Source organism: Microbacterium kribbense (assembly GCF_039537285.1).
In the GTDB taxonomy this organism is placed as follows: Bacteria; Actinomycetota; Actinomycetes; order Actinomycetales; family Microbacteriaceae; genus Microbacterium; species Microbacterium kribbense.
Window position 1 is genome coordinate 1 of the sequence record NZ_BAABAF010000011.1, and the last position, 15,995, is coordinate 15,995.

At 66.0% G+C, this 15,995-nt stretch carries 14 protein-coding genes and 1 pseudogene; 2 read left to right on the forward strand and 13 right to left on the reverse strand.

Features of this window, described 5'->3' with window-relative positions:
• The 12 genes and pseudogenes from ABD705_RS14875 to ABD705_RS14930 all read right to left on the reverse strand — a co-directional run.
• Positions 1–515, reverse strand: a pseudogene (locus ABD705_RS14875) (hypothetical protein); the annotation flags it as partial.
• Between the two features lie 137 nt (positions 516–652).
• Complete coding sequence (locus ABD705_RS14880) at positions 653–1,099, reverse strand: single-stranded DNA-binding protein (protein ID WP_344784984.1); 447 nt, start codon at positions 1,097–1,099, stop codon at positions 653–655.
• On the reverse strand, positions 1,096–1,626 hold the full coding sequence (locus ABD705_RS14885; RefSeq protein ID WP_344784986.1) for a hypothetical protein: 531 nt from the start codon (positions 1,624–1,626) through the stop codon (positions 1,096–1,098). Before ABD705_RS14885 ends, ABD705_RS14880 begins: the two co-directional genes overlap by 4 nt.
• The gene (locus ABD705_RS14890) at positions 1,623–2,018 is read right to left on the reverse strand and encodes a hypothetical protein (protein ID WP_344784988.1); all 396 of its coding nucleotides are present in this window, start codon (positions 2,016–2,018) and stop codon (positions 1,623–1,625) included. The genes ABD705_RS14885 and ABD705_RS14890 overlap by 4 nt, the downstream gene beginning before the upstream one ends.
• The gene (locus ABD705_RS14895; protein WP_344784990.1) at positions 2,015–3,835 is read right to left on the reverse strand and encodes a type IV secretory system conjugative DNA transfer family protein; all 1,821 of its coding nucleotides are present in this window, start codon (positions 3,833–3,835) and stop codon (positions 2,015–2,017) included. The genes ABD705_RS14890 and ABD705_RS14895 overlap by 4 nt, the downstream gene beginning before the upstream one ends.
• 15 nt (positions 3,836–3,850) lie before the next feature.
• Positions 3,851–5,140 (reverse strand): MinD/ParA family ATP-binding protein, encoded by a 1,290-nt coding sequence (locus tag ABD705_RS14900; protein ID WP_344784992.1) that lies wholly within the window; start codon positions 5,138–5,140, stop codon positions 3,851–3,853.
• Positions 5,140–6,759, reverse strand: coding sequence for a hypothetical protein (locus tag ABD705_RS14905; RefSeq protein WP_344784994.1), 1,620 nt, complete (start codon positions 6,757–6,759; stop codon positions 5,140–5,142). The genes ABD705_RS14900 and ABD705_RS14905 overlap by 1 nt, the downstream gene beginning before the upstream one ends.
• Positions 6,759–8,252, reverse strand: coding sequence for an SCO6880 family protein (locus ABD705_RS14910; protein WP_344784996.1), 1,494 nt, complete (start codon positions 8,250–8,252; stop codon positions 6,759–6,761). Before ABD705_RS14910 ends, ABD705_RS14905 begins: the two co-directional genes overlap by 1 nt.
• A complete protein-coding gene (locus ABD705_RS14915) occupies positions 8,249–9,739 on the reverse strand; it encodes a hypothetical protein (RefSeq protein ID WP_344784997.1) in 1,491 nt (496 codons plus the stop codon). Before ABD705_RS14915 ends, ABD705_RS14910 begins: the two co-directional genes overlap by 4 nt.
• Positions 9,739–10,035 carry a hypothetical protein gene (locus ABD705_RS14920; RefSeq protein ID WP_344784998.1) on the reverse strand — a complete coding sequence of 99 codons (297 nt, stop codon included), beginning with the start codon at positions 10,033–10,035 and terminating at the stop codon, positions 9,739–9,741. The genes ABD705_RS14915 and ABD705_RS14920 overlap by 1 nt, the downstream gene beginning before the upstream one ends.
• Before the next feature lie 21 nt (positions 10,036–10,056).
• A complete protein-coding gene (locus tag ABD705_RS14925) occupies positions 10,057–10,674 on the reverse strand; it encodes a M23 family metallopeptidase (RefSeq protein WP_344785000.1) in 618 nt (205 codons plus the stop codon).
• Position 10,675: 1 nt separating this feature from the next.
• A complete protein-coding gene (locus tag ABD705_RS14930; protein ID WP_344785002.1) occupies positions 10,676–11,341 on the reverse strand; it encodes a hypothetical protein in 666 nt (221 codons plus the stop codon).
• Positions 11,342–11,783: 442 nt separating this feature from the next.
• Between ABD705_RS14930 and ABD705_RS14935 the strand changes: the two genes are divergently transcribed.
• Positions 11,784–12,107: a helix-turn-helix domain-containing protein gene (locus ABD705_RS14935; protein WP_344785004.1), complete on the forward strand. Its 324-nt coding sequence runs from the start codon at positions 11,784–11,786 to the stop codon at positions 12,105–12,107.
• A 315-nt stretch (positions 12,108–12,422) separates the two neighbouring features.
• On the opposite strand, the gene ABD705_RS14940 is transcribed toward ABD705_RS14935, so the two are convergent.
• A complete protein-coding gene (locus tag ABD705_RS14940; RefSeq protein ID WP_425562094.1) occupies positions 12,423–12,935 on the reverse strand; it encodes an IclR family transcriptional regulator in 513 nt (170 codons plus the stop codon).
• A 406-nt stretch (positions 12,936–13,341) separates the two neighbouring features.
• On the opposite strand from ABD705_RS14940, the gene ABD705_RS14945 reads away from it, so the two are divergent.
• Entirely contained in the window at positions 13,342–14,583 is a 1,242-nt protein-coding gene (locus tag ABD705_RS14945) for an MFS transporter (protein ID WP_344785008.1), read from the forward strand.
• Positions 14,584–15,995 lie beyond the last annotated feature (1,412 nt).

The window sequence follows — 15,995 nt, forward strand, 5'->3', positions numbered from 1 at the left end:
AGAATGGCCGGATTCTTGTTGCTCAAACGGCCGGAAACCGGCCGCCGAGCCGGCAGGAAACCCCCGCCGAAACGGCCTACACGCAGTCGATCACAGACATACCGATCGATCGTGGCCGCGGACATGGACCGCAGCTCGTCGAGCACGTCGGGAGTGACGCGCTGTTCGACTCTGACCAGTTCTCGGAATCGGACCAGGCGTTCCAGCGTGTCGTCCATCACCGCGGCCAGGTACTTCCCCGACGGCTGACCCGGCGGGGCCCACACTTCTTGAAGCACGACCAGCGCGTCGTACGAGTACTTCCGCGGGCGGGGCCTGCGCCGCTGGGTCCGGGCGGTGCCCTTCCTCGCGTTCGCGGTCCGGATCGCTCGGCGGGCATGGTCCCGCGTCCACCCCGTCGCGTGCACGAACTCGTCCAGCAGACGCCCCTTCTGCGCCTTGCCCGATTTTGCGTACTCCCTGGCATACTTCTTCGTGATCTCACGGCGTGCGACCATCGACAACTCCCAGCTCACAGCCAGGAAGCTACGCGGACACCCACACCTGAGGCACGCGGCACCATGCCCGGACATTTTACGTGAGTCAAGTCGGGACGTCGTGACGAAGCGGGGCGAGAGTACGATGACTCTCACCCCGCTCCTGTCCTGATGGGTCAGCGGGCGATCCCGGTGCCGGCGTACGAGGCCGGTGCTGCTGTTGGGCCCGTGGCGTCTGGTGCGGGCCTTTCAGCTTTTGGGGCGCGGTTCACGACCACGTTCGCGAACTTGAGCGACGCGCCGATGTTGTCGGCGACGATGTCGCGGGTTTCGCGGGTCTGGCCGGTCTTCTCGTCGACGTAGGTGCCGAACCGCAGGTCGCCGGCGACGATGACGCTGTCGCCCTTGTGGAGCGAGTGGGCCACGTGCTGCGCCTGCTGGTTGAACACGACGACGCGGTGGAACACCGTACCAGCGTCTTCCCACTGGCCGGTCGATTGGTTCAGGCGACGGTCGTTGACGGCGATGTTGAACCGGGCGTACTCGTTGCCGGATTCTCCGGCGCCGTATTCGGGGTCACCGGTGAGGTTGCCCTCGAGGGTGACCGGGATTCTGGTGGTCATGATGCGTCCTGCCCTTCTGCTGGGGAGGGTGCCGGTGGGCGTCCTCCGTGGGCGTGGCCCTGGCTGGTCCACGCGTCCCATTCGTCTTCGTCGACGATGTCCGTCCATGAGCGGGGCTTCGGTTCGTCGTGTCCGCGCGCGCATCCGCCGGAGTAGGCCTTGGTGAGGCGGGGGATGGCGAGGCTGAGGCGTTCGTGCCATCCGATCGGACCGAACCCGGCGTCTGAGGGGTCGAACGCCGCGGCGTGTGCGGTGTGCAGCGCGGAGAGCTCTTCGACGAGCTGGCCGTGCTTGAACCAGCACGGCGGCACGACGGATTCCGAGATCCGGTAACGGACGGTGAACCACTCCACCCATTCCCTCAGCGCGTTCCACGCGGCGGGGGCGTCTTTGTCGGTGAGGGTGGCCCAGTGGACGACATGCGCGCCGATCGGGGCGGATGACCCGTGCCGCGCGCTGGGGGCGAAGTCGCTGAGCTGGGCGGCGAGGATGTCGTCGAGGTCTGGGGGCTCTTCGTACTCGGTCACGATGCGCTCCCTTCGATCGCGATCAGTGTGCGCTGCAGCTGCGCGAGCGCATATAGCGACGCGGCCCGGCGGGTGCGGTTGTGGGCGAGGACGACGTCGCGGTCGATGAGCCGGTGCAGCAGGTCGTGACAGTAGGGATGCATCGGTACGAGGTCGTCGTGTCGTTCGAGCGCCCGCCAGGTGCCGGCTACGAGCGTGATGCCGGTGTAGTCGAGGTGGTGGAGCTCAAGCTCGCGCGCGGTGGCCGTGCGCGCGCACGCCGCGCAGGTGAGGGCGACGCCTTGTGCTCGCTGTTCGGCGAACCAGGCGTCGCGGCGGGCGAACCATGCCCCCGAGCGGAGGAACTCGGACCGGTACAGGTTCATGAGCGCGGGACGCCGACGGTTGCTCATGATTCGCCCTCCGTCTCGGGAATCGGGGCTGCATCGGCGGTCTCCTGCACGCGGTGTGCAGCGCCGAACACGCCGCGTTGTTCGATTTCGGTTTGACGCTTGCCGGCGCTGATCGTGTGCGCGTCTGGTCGTTCATCCCACCCGGCGAGGTCGAGGAGCACGCTGCGCCGGTTGCGGTAGGCGAGCAGCCCGACCTTCGGCGGCAGCCGGCGGATCTCGTCGACCGACATGAGTGGTCGCCGCTCGTGCTGTTCGCTGGTGGAGTGCCCGGTCTCACGCGTGGTCCATGAGCGCTGTTCGCGCCGGGTGTCGCGGGTGCCCAGCAGCGATTCGATGTCGCGCAGGTGGTTCACGTGGCTGGCGCCGCCGAGCAGCACCTTCGCGGTTGCGGCCGCCCAAATGGTGTCGGCTTCGGCGCGTGACCAGGATGTCTCGGCTTGGGAGAGTGCTTGGAGGACGATGAACGTGCAGATGCCGCGGCCGCCACCGTCGGCCATGATGCGGGGCAGGTTGCCCCACCGGAACATGTTCGCGATCTCGTCGAGGATGAGCCCGAGAGGGTGCGGGAGGCGGGAACCGGGTGAGGCGAGCGCGGTGGTGCGGGCGACTTCGACGATGTCGTCGAGCAGCGCACCGAGCCAGCCGCCCATCGCTGAGGCACCGGATGACGACCCGATCAGATACAGCGTGTTCGCGGCATCCAGGAACTCGTGCGGGTCGAACACCGGATCGCCGGGGCGGGGGAGGAGCGCGTCGCGGATCTGCGGGACGGCGAGGGGTGCGACGGCGCCTTGCACGCCGAACCAGATGGACGAGACGAGCTTCTCGTCGCCGTTGATGGTGGCATCCAGGCTGTCGCCCCACCCTGGTGCTCCGTCGGCTTTGAGGATGTCGACGGCGGTGCGCGTCTGTGCCGGGCTGGTGCCCCAGTCGTACAGGTCGGCGATGTTCTTGCCGCCGACCGCGGCCGCGTGCAGCAGCCGGCCCAAGACGACCCCGGACGCCTGTGCCCATTCGCCGTTGGTTGCCGAACTGCCCAGGGCGGTGCCGGTGATGATCGCGGCACCGCGCTGCATCGCGACGAGGGGATCGTCGCATCCGACGATGGGGGAGACGCGCAGCGGATGCCGCACCCCCGACAGTCCTTGCGGGTCGAACACATGCACCCGGCCCCGCGTCTCGCGGACCTTCATGGTGGCGGTGAGGTTGTCGTTCGTGGTCGAGGTGGTGATCAGCGGCCCCGACCAGTCGACGATGGCGGAGATCAGCACCCGGTACCCCTTGCCCGAGCGGGGTGGGCCTTCCAGTGCGACGGAGTCTTCGATCGACACGTACACGTCGTGCCCACGGGCACGCCCCACGCGCCATCCGACGTCGGTGGCGGTGGGGCGGGCCAGGTCGGGGCGCAGCTGTTCGGCGCGGCGCAGCACGGCCTTCCCGGAGAGGTGGTCGCGGATCTCGGATGCGGTCGCGAACCCGGGGCGGGTGCGTAGGTCGGTGATGAACGCCCGGTCGGATTCCCGGTAGTGGCGCACGGCGCGCACAACCCACCACGCCAACGCAATGAGGAGCATCAGTGCGGCGAGGTCGAGCCCGCGTATCCAGCCCGCGGGGAGGACGCATCCGCCGGCGGTGTCGTAGACGGCGGCGTCGCCGGTGACAGCCAGCCACAGCCCGGAGAACATGCTGCCGGGCTTCGGCCGATGGCCGCATGCGATGGCCGTGGTGGCTTCGGCGATGAACTCGAACGCGACCGCGAGAACCATCGCTCCCGCGATGACGACCGCGAGGGCCTTGCCTGCCGTGCTGTTGCTCATCGCATCGACCCCCGCCTACAGCTCCTCGGCGGCGGCAGCCGCTGAGGCCACCCACGCGTTTCGCGTGCCGGGGCGGAGGGTGCCGAATCGCAGCGGCCCGGATTTCAGTGCGGGGTCGAACGGGATGATGTGCACGGCGCGCACGTGCGGCTGGAATCCGTCGGCGATCCGGTGGGCCAGTGCGGGCGAGGGCTCTGCCTGGGTGACGATCACCACGGCGTGGTTGGCGAGGGCGGCGGAGCGTTCGTCTCGCCCGCGTAACGCGTCCAGCAGCAGGGATGCGGATTCCGCGGATTCGGGGGTGGCGAGGCTGGGGATCACCAGCTGATGGGAGCGGTCGATCATCCGCAGCCAGCGGCCGGCGGATTCGTCGTTGCCGGAGTCGAAGATCACCATCCGGTAGAAGCGGGCGGCAACTGCCAGCAGGAGGTCGAAGTCGGCGATCTTGATCCGCTGGTCGGCGGCGAGCAGTTCGGGGTTGGAGCGGAGCACGTCGTACCGGTCGGTGACTTGGTGGTGCACGTACCGGGTGATGTCGGCGACACCGACCCCGCCCTCCAGCAGGGTGCGCGCTTCCGGCAGCAGGTCGCGCAGGGTCGTGTCATACAGTCCCTGTTCGGTGCGCCATCCGAGGGTGCCGCGGGTGTCGTTGTTGTCCCACGCGAGGACGTTTCCGCCGCCCTCGCGCGCGTAGACCGCGGCGAGCATCGCACAGGTCATCGTTTTGCCGACCCCGCCCTTCCCGTTCACGACGGCGAGGGTGCGGCATCCTGCCCAATGACGCGACACGACCGCGGCATCGTGTGCACGGCGCTGCTCGGCCACGGACGGCTTGACACGGATGCCGAGGCCTGCCAGCAGGCGATGCCACCCGGTCGCAGGTAGAGATGGTGCCGGGGCAGGAGCGAGGAACGTGGGTCGCGGCGGCGGCTCCGTGGCCGGCTGCCTTGGAGCGTCGGCCGCCGGCCAGGGAGCCTGTTCCCTCACCTCCCCTCGAACGTCGTCGATGTCTGCGGAGGACGCGGCCGGTTGCCCTGCTGTGGTGTTGGTCACCAGGGTGAGCGGCGTGACGGTGCCAGTCGGGTCGATGAGGAGTCGGTGGTCGCCGCGGTCGCCGGAGGTCAGGAGTTCGACGGTGGTGCCGCTGCGGCGGGCTTCGTCGGTCGCACGCTGGATGACCGTGTGCCGGATATCTTCACCGGCGTCGGCGGTCAGTTTCTCGGGCCGCCCGCCGACCGTCACGAATGTGGCAGCGGTGCCGGCCACGGTGGCGTACGCGCGGGTGTTCACGGTGGTCGCGCTCATCAGCGGTCCTCCACAGTCGTCTGTTCAGCAGGGGACTCGAGCCATCCGTTCACGTCGGCGTCGGCGGTGCCGGGCCAGATGGCGTCGAGCGTGTTGGAGTCGATCTGCGCCCAGTCCGTGGCCTCGCTCGCGGTGAGGGAGATGGCGTCGTCGGTGTCGAACAGGTCGCGTTCCCACGGGGTGGAGGTAGCGAAGCAGTCGACGAGGTACGCGTATTGGCCGACGTAGGCGAGGAACTCGCCCTTGCGCAGGTGTCGGGCCATCTCGACGTGGGGGACGGGAAGGTTAAGCCGTTGCCGGAGCGCGGTGTGCTCTTGATGGTTGACACGGAAGATGAACTTGTTCTCGATGTCGCCGATGATCGAGTAGGCCAGGGACCGTTCCGGGGAGCGTTCGTCGCCGACCGCGTCGAGGTCGCCCACTTTGTGCAGGATGACGATGTTGCTGATGCCGTAGTGGCGGGACAGTTTCAGCCATTGCTGGAACATCTGCAGCGATGCCAGCGAGGTCATGTCCCGCCATCCTTCTTCGCGGACGACGTACCGGGTGCGGTGCGCGTCCCGGTCGCTGATCACGGCCTGGATCCAGGCGGTGGAGCACACCTGGGTCAGCTGCGCGGCGAGGTCCCCGCGGGCGAACAGTTCGCTGGTGTCGATGACCACGATCGGCGCGTCCTGATCGAACTCCACTGTGGATTCGTCTTCGAACAGACCGGACAGGTCGCCTTCCACGAACCGGCGCAGCACGAACAGGGGCTGGATCGCGCCCTGCTCGGCGCCGAGCCCGGCGTGGTCCTTAGCGGCGAGCAGCCGCAGCTGCTCGTACATGCCGCGCAGGGTTGGCCGGTCACCGGTGGCGGCGATGCACTGGTCGAGGCCGTCGAGGATCGCAGCGTGCTCGACCGCGGTGAGCCGTGCGCCGAGGGTCATCTCGATCAACGCGATCAGGGTACCGATGCGGCGCTGCTTGACCAGCTGCTCGTGCTGCTCGTCGGTCACGCCGGTGCGGCGCGGGCCGCGCGCAAGGGGGTTCAGTCGGGTGTCGGTGCCGCCGCCGAGCCGGATGACCCGCCCACCGGGGACGGCTTCGGCCACCCGCACCCATTCGCCTTTCGGGTCGGAGGGGACCACGGCCTGGTGCCCGAACGCGATGGACCGGGTGATGAGGGTCTTCACGGTCCCGGACTTCCCGCCCCGGTAGGCGCCGAGCACGAGGATGTTCGTGGAGAATGTGCCCCGGTCGGACGTGTCGCCATACGCCTCCCAGGGGGAGAAGTGCCACAGTGCGTCGGCGTTCAGGTCGACGCCGAGAATCGGGCCGCGGTGACCGAGCCCGGAGTCGGCGACGAACGGGTAGATCCCGGCGATGTGTTGAGAGGTCGCCTGATGCGGCGCCACCCACGCCTTGGCGAGGTTCCAGTACCCGCCTTCGGCCGCGCCCGGCCCGAGCCGGCCCGGGACTGCGGGTTCGGGAAGGGGGTGCTGCCGGCCGACAGGCCAGGGCCGGCGCCACCAGCCGCGCGCCTCAGGCCGGGTGGCGACGCTGATCTCGGTGCGCAGGGCACGCACCTGCCGCGGGGTGAGATCGGCAGGAGTGAACGTTGCCGCGTGGCGGGTCATCACTTCATCCCCAATCCCACCGGCACGGCGTTGACCATCAGCGCCTCTGCTTGCTGGCAGTACAGGATCTGAGCTTCCATCCCGGCGCGGGATAGGGCGTTGCGCATTCCGGCGATGGCCTGATCGAGCCGTTCCTGGTCCGGTGCGGTCACGGTCAAGTACGCGCCGTACTGGAACTCGCCGTGCCCGTTGGTGATCTCCTGCTCCTGCTGCTCGAGGGCACGCCAGTCCGCGGCATCCGCCGCCGACCCGTCCGCGCCACGCTTCGCGCGCAGCGCCTCATTGCCGCGCCACACCTTCTTCTCATCGCGGATCCGTTTCAGCGCCTTCGACACGGGCACCGGGGTGAGCACGATGGAGAAGATGTGAGTGATCGCCTCTCCGGTGTGCGGGTGCCGCGCGAACACGACCGGGGCGAGGAACCCGACGGGGGAGTCGGACCGGGGCCATTCGTGGATCCACATGGTCGTGTGCACGCCGGAGTCGGTGACCACGACGCCGTTGCGGCCCTTCGGCTCGTCCAGATACATCGGGCCGATGCCGATCGGGTCGACGCCGGTGAGGTTGTCGGGCCGGTTCTGCACGATCGCTGCAAACTCGGGGTCGAATGCGAGGCGCCCGAGGGCGGCGACGTCACGGGCAGACAGCCAGTTGCGGACGGTGATCTTCGCCGCAACCAGCGCGTCGGCAAGGTTGCCGGCCTCGATCTGCGCCAACGCGACGATCGCTTCCTTCCCGCCGCCGAGCGCCTTCAGCTGCGCACCCAGCGCGATCAGGTCGAGGGTGAGGACGAGGTAGTTGCGGTGCGCGACCTCGAATCGTTCGGACCCGTCCATCACGTCGCGGTAGTTGGCCGCGGCAGGGGAGTCGGGGTTCATGCCGTGGCTGCGTTGAACCTCGTCGAAGTGCTCGCGCGCCGCGCGGATCGTGGTGGGCAGGGTGCGCTCCTGCAGTGTCACCCGTTTCACCCCGGGATGCTGGGTGAAGGGGCCGAGGATCCGGTCGAACTGCTCGGCGAGGTCGAACCGCTCCGGCAGGTCGTGCATGAGGAACCCCTGCACCTCTAGTTCGGCGATCACCGACACCGACCTGTCGAGCGGGTTGTAGACGGCGGCGACACCGTCGGTCTCCCACAGTTGGATCGACGCGCGAATGCCGGGCAGGTTCAGCGTGCCGGCCAGGCGGGCCCGTTCGGGCCGGAACTTCTGGGTCGTGCCGCCGGCGCGGTGCCGCAGCTGCTTCATCAGCCACAGCCCGGCCATGCGCGGGGTGGAGATCCCCTGGATGCTGGTGACTGCGGTCACTCCGAACGCCAGGTAGAGCGGTGCGCCGTACAGCAGACCGAGCGGGCCGAACCGGTTCACGAACACTAGCAAGATGAGCGCGGAGAGTGCGAGGAATGCGATCTGCCACGGGTCCAGGCCCATCACGATGCCCTGCCGTGACCGATGCGGCAGACGGACCGGGCGGGCGTACTCCGGAGTACTGGTCATGAGGAACTCCCTTCACCACGCGGGATCGGTGCCGACGGGGTGGTTCTTGCCGCGGCGGGGCGGGAGGGGTGCCCCGATGAGGTCGTCGACCGTGTTGCCTGCGGGGTGGCCTGTGTGGTGCTTGTCTTCGCCGCCGGTTGCCCCTGAGCAGGCCGCCGTGCGCCGACGGGCGCCCCCGATGGGGAGGCGGTGCTGGAGGCCGGCCGTGACGCGGACGTCGTGTAGACGGGTGACCCACCGGGCGGGCGGATACCGGAGGGCCGGCCGGACAACCGGGCCGGGACCCGAGCCGCGGAGCGGGCCGCGCCGGCCGCGAGTTGCCCGCCGTGCGACCCGAGCCGTGAACCGACCGAGTCGACGGCGACCGCACCGGCGAAGCTGAACAGCCCGAAGATTGCGAACGGCGCGAACGCGACCATCGCCAGGCCGACCAGCAGCGGCCACGACTGCGGGTTCCAGATCGTCTTCACGTCCGCGAGCCCGTTGATGATCAGCGCCACGAATCCGATCGTCAGCGGACCGGTCAAAAGCAGCACGACCACGGCCGACACGTACCGGACGACCCATTGGGGTCCGACCCCGCGCGCGGGAAACAGCATCCACGCCACCGGGCCGACCATGATCAACGCCGCCAGCACGATGTTGCGGAACGCGAACACGAGCATCAGCAGCAGCATCCCGAGCATGAGCAGTCCGTGGATCAGGAACGCGAAGAAGTAGTTCGCCTGCCCGCCGGCCCACATTACCGATTGCAAGGTGCTGAACAGTTTTGTCGGTCCCCCGCCCTTCAGGATGTACCACGTCATGTCATCGACCGTGTTCAGCAGGTGGCCGGTGAGCCACAGCGTGAGCGGGACGGCGGGGATGGCGATGAATGAGCGCACGATCGCAGACACGAGTTCGCTGCGTTCGCCGGATACGACCGCGGCGGCGATCGCCCACACCATGGCGCCGAACGTGATGATCAGGATCGCCCACTGCCAGAACGACCACTGACCGACGGCTGCGTGCCACAGCACCGTGGTCGTATCGAAGCGCATATTGTCGGCGACGACGAACATCATCCCGGTCGCGGCGAGGGCGACCCCGCGGCCCGCGTTCTCGAACGTCAAGCAGACGGCGTCGCCGAGCTGGCAACCGTACTTCACGAGGAGGGTTGTGCCGCCGGCGTTCTGCAGTGCCTGCGTGTGTCCCTTGAATGTCGTGCACACGGTCGTCGACGTGCCCTTATAGAGGACGCCGCGGTAGCACTGCTGCGCGGTGACTTCGGCGGGGTCCGTCGGCGTGCACGAGATCTGCCCGCTCGCGTCGACGCAGTTCACCGGGTATGCGGGAGAAGACCACGGCTCGCCGGTGACCTGGGCAGTGGAGACTCGGTCAGCCATGGTCGGATAGCTCGCTGCTGACGCACTCGCTGGGTTCAATGCAGCGAGCACCACCGCGACGCCGATCACGGCGCCGATGAACAGCGAGCGGAGGAGGTTCATCAGAAGCCGAAGTCGAAGTTCACGAACCAGGCGAACAGCCCGGATGCCGCGCCGAGGACGGCGGCGGCGATGAAGATCCAGACGATGTTCTCGCCTGCCCAGGTGCGGACCCGGTCCGAGGCGATGCCACGGAAAGCGAGGGCCGAGCCGGAGACGATCAGCATGATCAGGACGACGAGCATCGCGCCGGCGAGGACGTAGGACGCAATCGTCTGGAAGCCCTGGAAGAAGGGGGCGGAAAAGTCCGGCTGGATATTGGGGATGTTGACATCGCCCGGGATGCTGAGGGTGAACATGGTGCTCCTTTGACGGTGGGACTATTTCAGGTGGAGGCCGTGTGCGGCCATGAACCGTTGCGGGTCTACGGGAGTTCCGGACTTGCGGACTTCGAAATGCAGGTGACATCCGAAGGATCTGCCGGTGTTGCCCTCGGCGCCCAGCGGTGTGCCCGTGGCCACCTGTTGCCCGACCTGGACGTGAAGGGAGGACCACTGCATGTGGCCGTACAGGGTGACCACGCCGTGGCCGTGGTCGATGCGGACGGCGTTGCCGTAGCCCTGGTATGCGCCCGCGGTGATCACGCGTCCGGCGCCGGCGGCATAGACCGGCGCGCCGCACGCGCGGGCCATGTCGTACCCCATGTGATTCGTGGAGCAGTAGCTGCACCCGTGGACGGGGTTGTATCCGAACCCGCGTCCCTTGAAGTAGTCGCCTTTGAGTGGGTACTGCCATGTGCCGTCGTTCGTGATGACGGGCGCGGCATCCACCTTCTCTGTCGCGGCGGTGACCGCGCTGCCGGCCACGGCGAACGGGATCGCGATCAGCGGCGTCAGCGCGACTCCGACCAGCACGAGAATGCCGATGATCGCCCCGATCGCGATCTTCCGACCAGTCCTCGTGTTGAGGGCTGCTGCGGCGATCACCGGGGCTGGCATGTCAGGGCTCCATCGGCTCCGTGAAGTAGCGGACGACCTTGCAATCTCCGGCCGTCTGTGGCGTGTCCGGCGTCGGCAGTGACCCGTCGCCGCAGAGTACCTGCACGCTCACCCGCGCCCGCTCGTCGTACGACGTCTCGGTGCCGCTGGCATCCGACCGGGTGAACGTGAGCGTCACGGTTGTCGTTCCGATGCGCATATGGCCCGAGGTGTCACCGGATACCGGGACGTCCGTGATCTCACCGGCGCTGACGGCGACAACGCGACCGTTCTCGCCCGCGAGAGAATCCCAGTCCTCGCGCGGCAGGACGACGCCTTGACGCAGCTCGAGTTGCGCGGCCTTCATCCGGTCGGCTCGGTCAGGTTCTTGGTATCGGGTGTCGGGGGTGAACCATGAATCCAGGTAGTTGAGCCATTGGCCGCGCGTGCTCTTCCGAGTGTCGAAGGTGGATGCCGCTTCCAGCGCCGTGCGGATGTAGGTGTCGGCGTGTGTCGTGACCGGTTCAGGGATCCAGCCGTGGGCGGATGCCGTCGGGTCGACGACGGTGTCCGCGGTCTGCGTGGGCGACGACGAATCGGCCGTGCTTGTGTGTGTCGGCTCCGCCTGACCAGGTGACCGGCTGATCGTGGAGGCGACAATGATCGCGACGACGCCAACGACAAGCACGATGCCGCCGATGATTGCCCACGTCAGTCCGCGACGCCCAGACGCTGCGCTCATCATCACCGACGACCTCCCTGATCAATCAGGTCGGCGGACCGGCATGGACGATTCGCCTCGCATCGCGGCCGCCGTTCGGGCAGTCTACGCACAGTTCCGGCGGGTGGAAAAGGATATGGCGTCGAATTGTGGATAACTCGACCGATTGCTGTCGTTGAGCCGGGCGCGACCCGGGCCGTGCACGAAATGCCCAAGCTTATCCACTCGACTAGGAGTGTGTCTGTAGGAAGTTTGGGGGACATGCTCGACGAGCCCCGCATTCTGCCTGACGTGGCGATGCTTGCTGCCCTGACCATTCCCACACTGTATAGCAGTATAGATGCGAAGTAAACAACTAATCTGTTTGGTCTGCTAGACGCGTGTCGCGTCGCTGAGACACACTGGAACCATGCCTCGCCTCGCGCAACCCGCCGGCTCCGAAGACGCGCAAGACCCGATCGCGCTACTCGGAAACCTCGTCAAAGCTGCCATCCTGCGCTACCTGCGCTCCAACCCCGACGTGACCATCGGCCGCGTCTGCGACGCGCTCGAACTCGGCCCGACGACCATCCAGCCACGGCTCAACGAACTCGAGGCCGCCGGCCTCGTCATCGCCGACCCGCCCACCGTCGCCGGTGCGTCAAGGAAGGGGGTGTGGGTCAAGTACCGGACCAACAACGAAGCGGTGACCGACCTGTATCTGCGACTGGGGATGGCCATCGGGGAGTTCTGATCAGGACGCGCGACAAGAGTCTGCGCTAGACCCGGCGTTCATCGCGGGTGCGGAAAGCATCGATCGGGTGGACATGTAAGCAGCACGCTCCGGCTGGTCCTGCACCGCAGCAGTGACAGCCACCACGCCGTTCATCGCGAGCGCTGCCCGACGATCCAGCACCAGGCGCGAGGCGGGCTCCGCCAGGGACTGCCGAACGGCGGCTCTCGGATCCTCGCCTTGTCGACGTGGCAGCGATGGGCGCTCGCTCAATCAGGCTGGGATCTACATCAGCGTCGCGGCGAGGCTGAGTTCGGGCTTGATGTCGTGCATTGCTCATAGTATGTGGGGAACGAATGACCGGAGCTTTGCGATCTGACCGCGTGCCGCGGGGACGCTGATTGCTACCGCAGCGACAGTATGCTCCGCGAGGTCGATATCAGGAACTGCGACGGCCCGGATGTCCTGCAGGCTCTCTCCCCGATTGATTGCGTATCCCTGCCGGCGTACTGCCGCCAGTTCTTCGAAGAAGAGGTCGCGATCAATAAGGGTCTGCTCGGTGATGGCCCGGAGCTTCCGACCAACGAGTTTGGCGACCTCCTCGTCCGATCGCGAAGCGAGGAGAACCTTCCCCACTGCGGTTGCATGGGCGGGGAGCGCTACTCCGAGACGGCTCGAGACACGAACGGGTTGGGTGCATTCGACGCTGTCGAAGAATCGGATATCTGCGCCGGTAGGCGGAGCGAGCTGGGAGGTCTCGTTGAACCGCTGGGACAAGTCGATGAGCACCGGGTGGACGATGCTGCGAACGAGCGGCCGATCCGCGACTCGAGCACCGAGCTGCAACATGCTCGGACGGCGGCGTACCCAAGCCCGCCGAGCCGACCCGCGAGACGGGCCTGCTTGATCCAGTGCGTGGGAGTGCGTGGCGGCATCCGAAGTTCGCGTTCGATCGCTTTGGCAGGCGGCTGGCCGGTCAACGCAGCGACACCGTAGACCAGTTGGACGGCGTCGAGGCGTGCCTCGTGCAGTTCGGCGCGGCGGCTGCTCGCAGCGGTTTCAGATATCGATGACGGCTTTGAGCATGCTGACTGCCGACCCGCCCGCTCGCCGAAGCCGCCCGCGGCAAGCGCATTAAGTACTCCGTCGACGACATGGCCGTCAGCGAAATGTACTTTCAACTCGGCATCGCCATTGGCGAATTGTGACGCCGGCAGCAACCCGGACTTTCGAACAGCGTCAGTAGTATGGTCGAGTGGCTCCGCCCAACCTGAACCAGTTGCGCTACGCGCCTCCGTTTGGACGGGACCACCTCGCACACGCATGGATTGTCATGCGCGGGATCGCGGAAGTGGGCGACTCGATATGGGCGGTCGCCCTTGCGTGGACTGCTGTTCAGATAGCGACACCCACTCTAGCCGCGACTGTAGTTGCGGCCGGATCGATTCCGCGTGTGTTGGTACTGCTCGTCGGCGGTGCGCTTGCTGATCGACTCAATCCGCTCAAGATCATGCTCTTGTTCAACGTCGCCCGCACTCTCGTGCTCTTGGCCGTGGCCTGCTGGTGGTTGGTCAACCCTCCGTCAACTACCGTGCTGCTTCTCGCCGGGCTCTTGTTCGGCATCTGCGACGCCTTCTATGAACCTGCCGCGGGCACGATTTCGCGCCGAATGGTCCGTGGAACGGATCTGCCAGCCTACGGTGCGGCGATGCAGACGTCAGCGCAGTTGGGAGGGATGGTCGGATCAGCCCTCGGCGGGGTAATTATCGCCCGCACCGCCTTGACGGGTTCGGCGTTTATCAACGCATTTGCTTTCGCGCTCGTGGTGATTTTCATCGCATTATGGCTCCGCCCCCGATTTGCATTGCCGCGAGCGAAACCGCAGTCCGTCCTGCGGGATATCACCTCTGGGTTCCGACATCTTCATGATGTGCCGTCGACACGAACATTGGTGATCGCTCTTGCCAGTCTGAACGTGGCCGCAGCTCCGGCAATGGGAATCGGCATCGCGCTTCGTTCAAGTGCAGAGGGATGGGGACCCGAGGCTCTTGGCGTGTTCGGCGCATGCGCTGGAATCAGTGCAACGCTCGGCGCCGCAACGGTAATGAAGTGGCGCCCACGCCGTGAGGCGTATGCCGGTCTGTGGGCATTCATTTCCCAGGGCGCAGCAATCCTTGCAATCGGGTTGGGACCATTCTGGCTCACCGTTGTCGCGGCGATCGTTATCGGCGGCGGTGCGGGATTCGGGTCTGTGTTATTGGGTGCGACATTCGCCGGGACCACTGATCCGGCACTTCTCGGCCGAATGAGCGCCATCATTCAGATCGGCGACGTAAGTCTTCGTCCGCTAACGATCACCGTCTTCGGCGTGCTGGCGTCAACCACCGCACTCTGGGTTCCATTCCTTGTATACGGCGTTGCGGTTACCGGTCTGATTGTCATTCTCTTGGGTAATCGGGAACTGCGCGGACTTTCCCTCGGCGGCAAAGGGCGTTAAGCGTGACCCCGTAGTGGAGGCTGTCGTAGCCAGCCGACTCGCTCGGGCGAGGCTCAATTGTCTCTCAACACAGCAAAGTCAGATTGCCCTAGACGTTTCCGTCGCTAATGATCTGTCCGAGTGGCAGCCCTCCCTCAAGTGACTCGATGTCCAGCCGCCCACGACCACATTGTGCAAGTGTCTCGTTGAACTGGAAGACGTCATCAAGATCAAGTCCCGTCTCCAAGAAGCTCGAGCGACAAAGCCTATGATGACATTGCGAGATGCCCGTTTCCCGTTCCCGTGCGCAAGCAAGCACAAACTGAGCCACTTCTGTCGCGGGCAAAGCTGGTCGTACGCGCTTCGCATCGCACCATGTTTGGATCAATTGAACCTCGGGCGGAGTCGACCGGTCACCCTCGTTTGGTCGGTCCACTCCCGAAACCCTGCGAACGAACGAGTTCATGGCACGTTGCAGGGCTGAAGTGGTCGACTGGGGATCCCCGAGAGCCGGAAGTAAGCAATGCAACTCGAACCTTGTGCCAGTTTCGATTATGAAGACCGGATTAATGCCCTCCGTATCGCTGGACGGGCCAACGTAGCAGAAGTCCGATAGTTCAGGGATACGAGGTGAGTCAAGCAGGACGTCAACGTAACATACACTCGGCTCCAATTCGCCGTTCGCTTGTGCGAAGCGCATTGCCACGGACCTCCCTGCACACGAATGTTGCCCTTCATTGCGCATGGCTTCCCAGGCAAGGGCCCGATATGCTCGCATGAGGCCCAGAAGATCGCCCCGATGCGGAAGTATTGGCAGATAAGCCGTCCGAAATGAGCTCGTACTTACCGGATCCCTCTCACTGGAGCGCAACAGTAAGCCGAATACGCGGGGGCACGTATTCGAAGCGGGGTGGTGGGAGGGGTGCAACCCAATCTCGCGCAGACACAGATGTGCAATGGCGAGGGCAAGGGGCGAATTTCCTAGATTGAGGCGACGTCCGGTGCCTACGAGATCGAACCAATCGAGTTGAGATGCTATGGCATAGGCGCGAGCTAACATGTTTATTCGCGATTAACGTGGCGCAGAATCTTTGTGGGGGATGCGATCGGGGCCAAGGATTGAATCCCACACCTCACCTCGCAGTCCATGCCCAAAGAACACGCTGCTATGCGCAATGGCGACGGAGAGCTGATGGGGTAGGCGAACCGCGAGGATAGCTGCGCGCCAAGGGAGCCCACCTCTCATAAACCATGGCGTGGCGCTGCACTCCGTGGCGGCCATCTCCATAAACACATCCATGCTACGAATATCATCGCAAACAGGGTTAAACGCCTCCAATGGGACTGACAGCAGCCGAGGCGGCTCCAGCGACGAAATGCATACGCTATACCTCATGGCGGGCAAGTTGATTGCTAGGGAACGTATCCTGTAC

Excerpts from the sequence above, each read along its gene's own strand:
- ABD705_RS14915 (WP_344784997.1), bottom strand. The coding sequence starts at position 9,739 with ATGAACCTCCTCCGCTCGCTGTTCATCGGCGCCGTGATCGGCGTCGCG.
- ABD705_RS14935 (WP_344785004.1), top strand. The coding sequence starts at position 11,784 with ATGCCTCGCCTCGCGCAACCCGCCGGCTCCGAAGACGCGCAAGACCCG.
- ABD705_RS14905 (WP_344784994.1), bottom strand. The coding sequence starts at position 6,759 with ATGACCCGCCACGCGGCAACGTTCACTCCTGCCGATCTCACCCCGCGG.
- ABD705_RS14895 (WP_344784990.1), bottom strand. The coding sequence starts at position 3,835 with ATGAGCAACAGCACGGCAGGCAAGGCCCTCGCGGTCGTCATCGCGGGA.
- ABD705_RS14920 (WP_344784998.1), bottom strand. The coding sequence starts at position 10,035 with ATGTTCACCCTCAGCATCCCGGGCGATGTCAACATCCCCAATATCCAG.
- ABD705_RS14890 (WP_344784988.1), bottom strand. The coding sequence starts at position 2,018 with ATGAGCAACCGTCGGCGTCCCGCGCTCATGAACCTGTACCGGTCCGAG.
- ABD705_RS14880 (WP_344784984.1), bottom strand. The coding sequence starts at position 1,099 with ATGACCACCAGAATCCCGGTCACCCTCGAGGGCAACCTCACCGGTGAC.
- ABD705_RS14900 (WP_344784992.1), bottom strand. The coding sequence starts at position 5,140 with ATGAGCGCGACCACCGTGAACACCCGCGCGTACGCCACCGTGGCCGGC.
- ABD705_RS14940 (WP_425562094.1), bottom strand. The coding sequence starts at position 12,935 with ATGTTGCAGCTCGGTGCTCGAGTCGCGGATCGGCCGCTCGTTCGCAGC.
- ABD705_RS14910 (WP_344784996.1), bottom strand. The coding sequence starts at position 8,252 with ATGACCAGTACTCCGGAGTACGCCCGCCCGGTCCGTCTGCCGCATCGG.
- ABD705_RS14925 (WP_344785000.1), bottom strand. The coding sequence starts at position 10,674 with ATGCCAGCCCCGGTGATCGCCGCAGCAGCCCTCAACACGAGGACTGGT.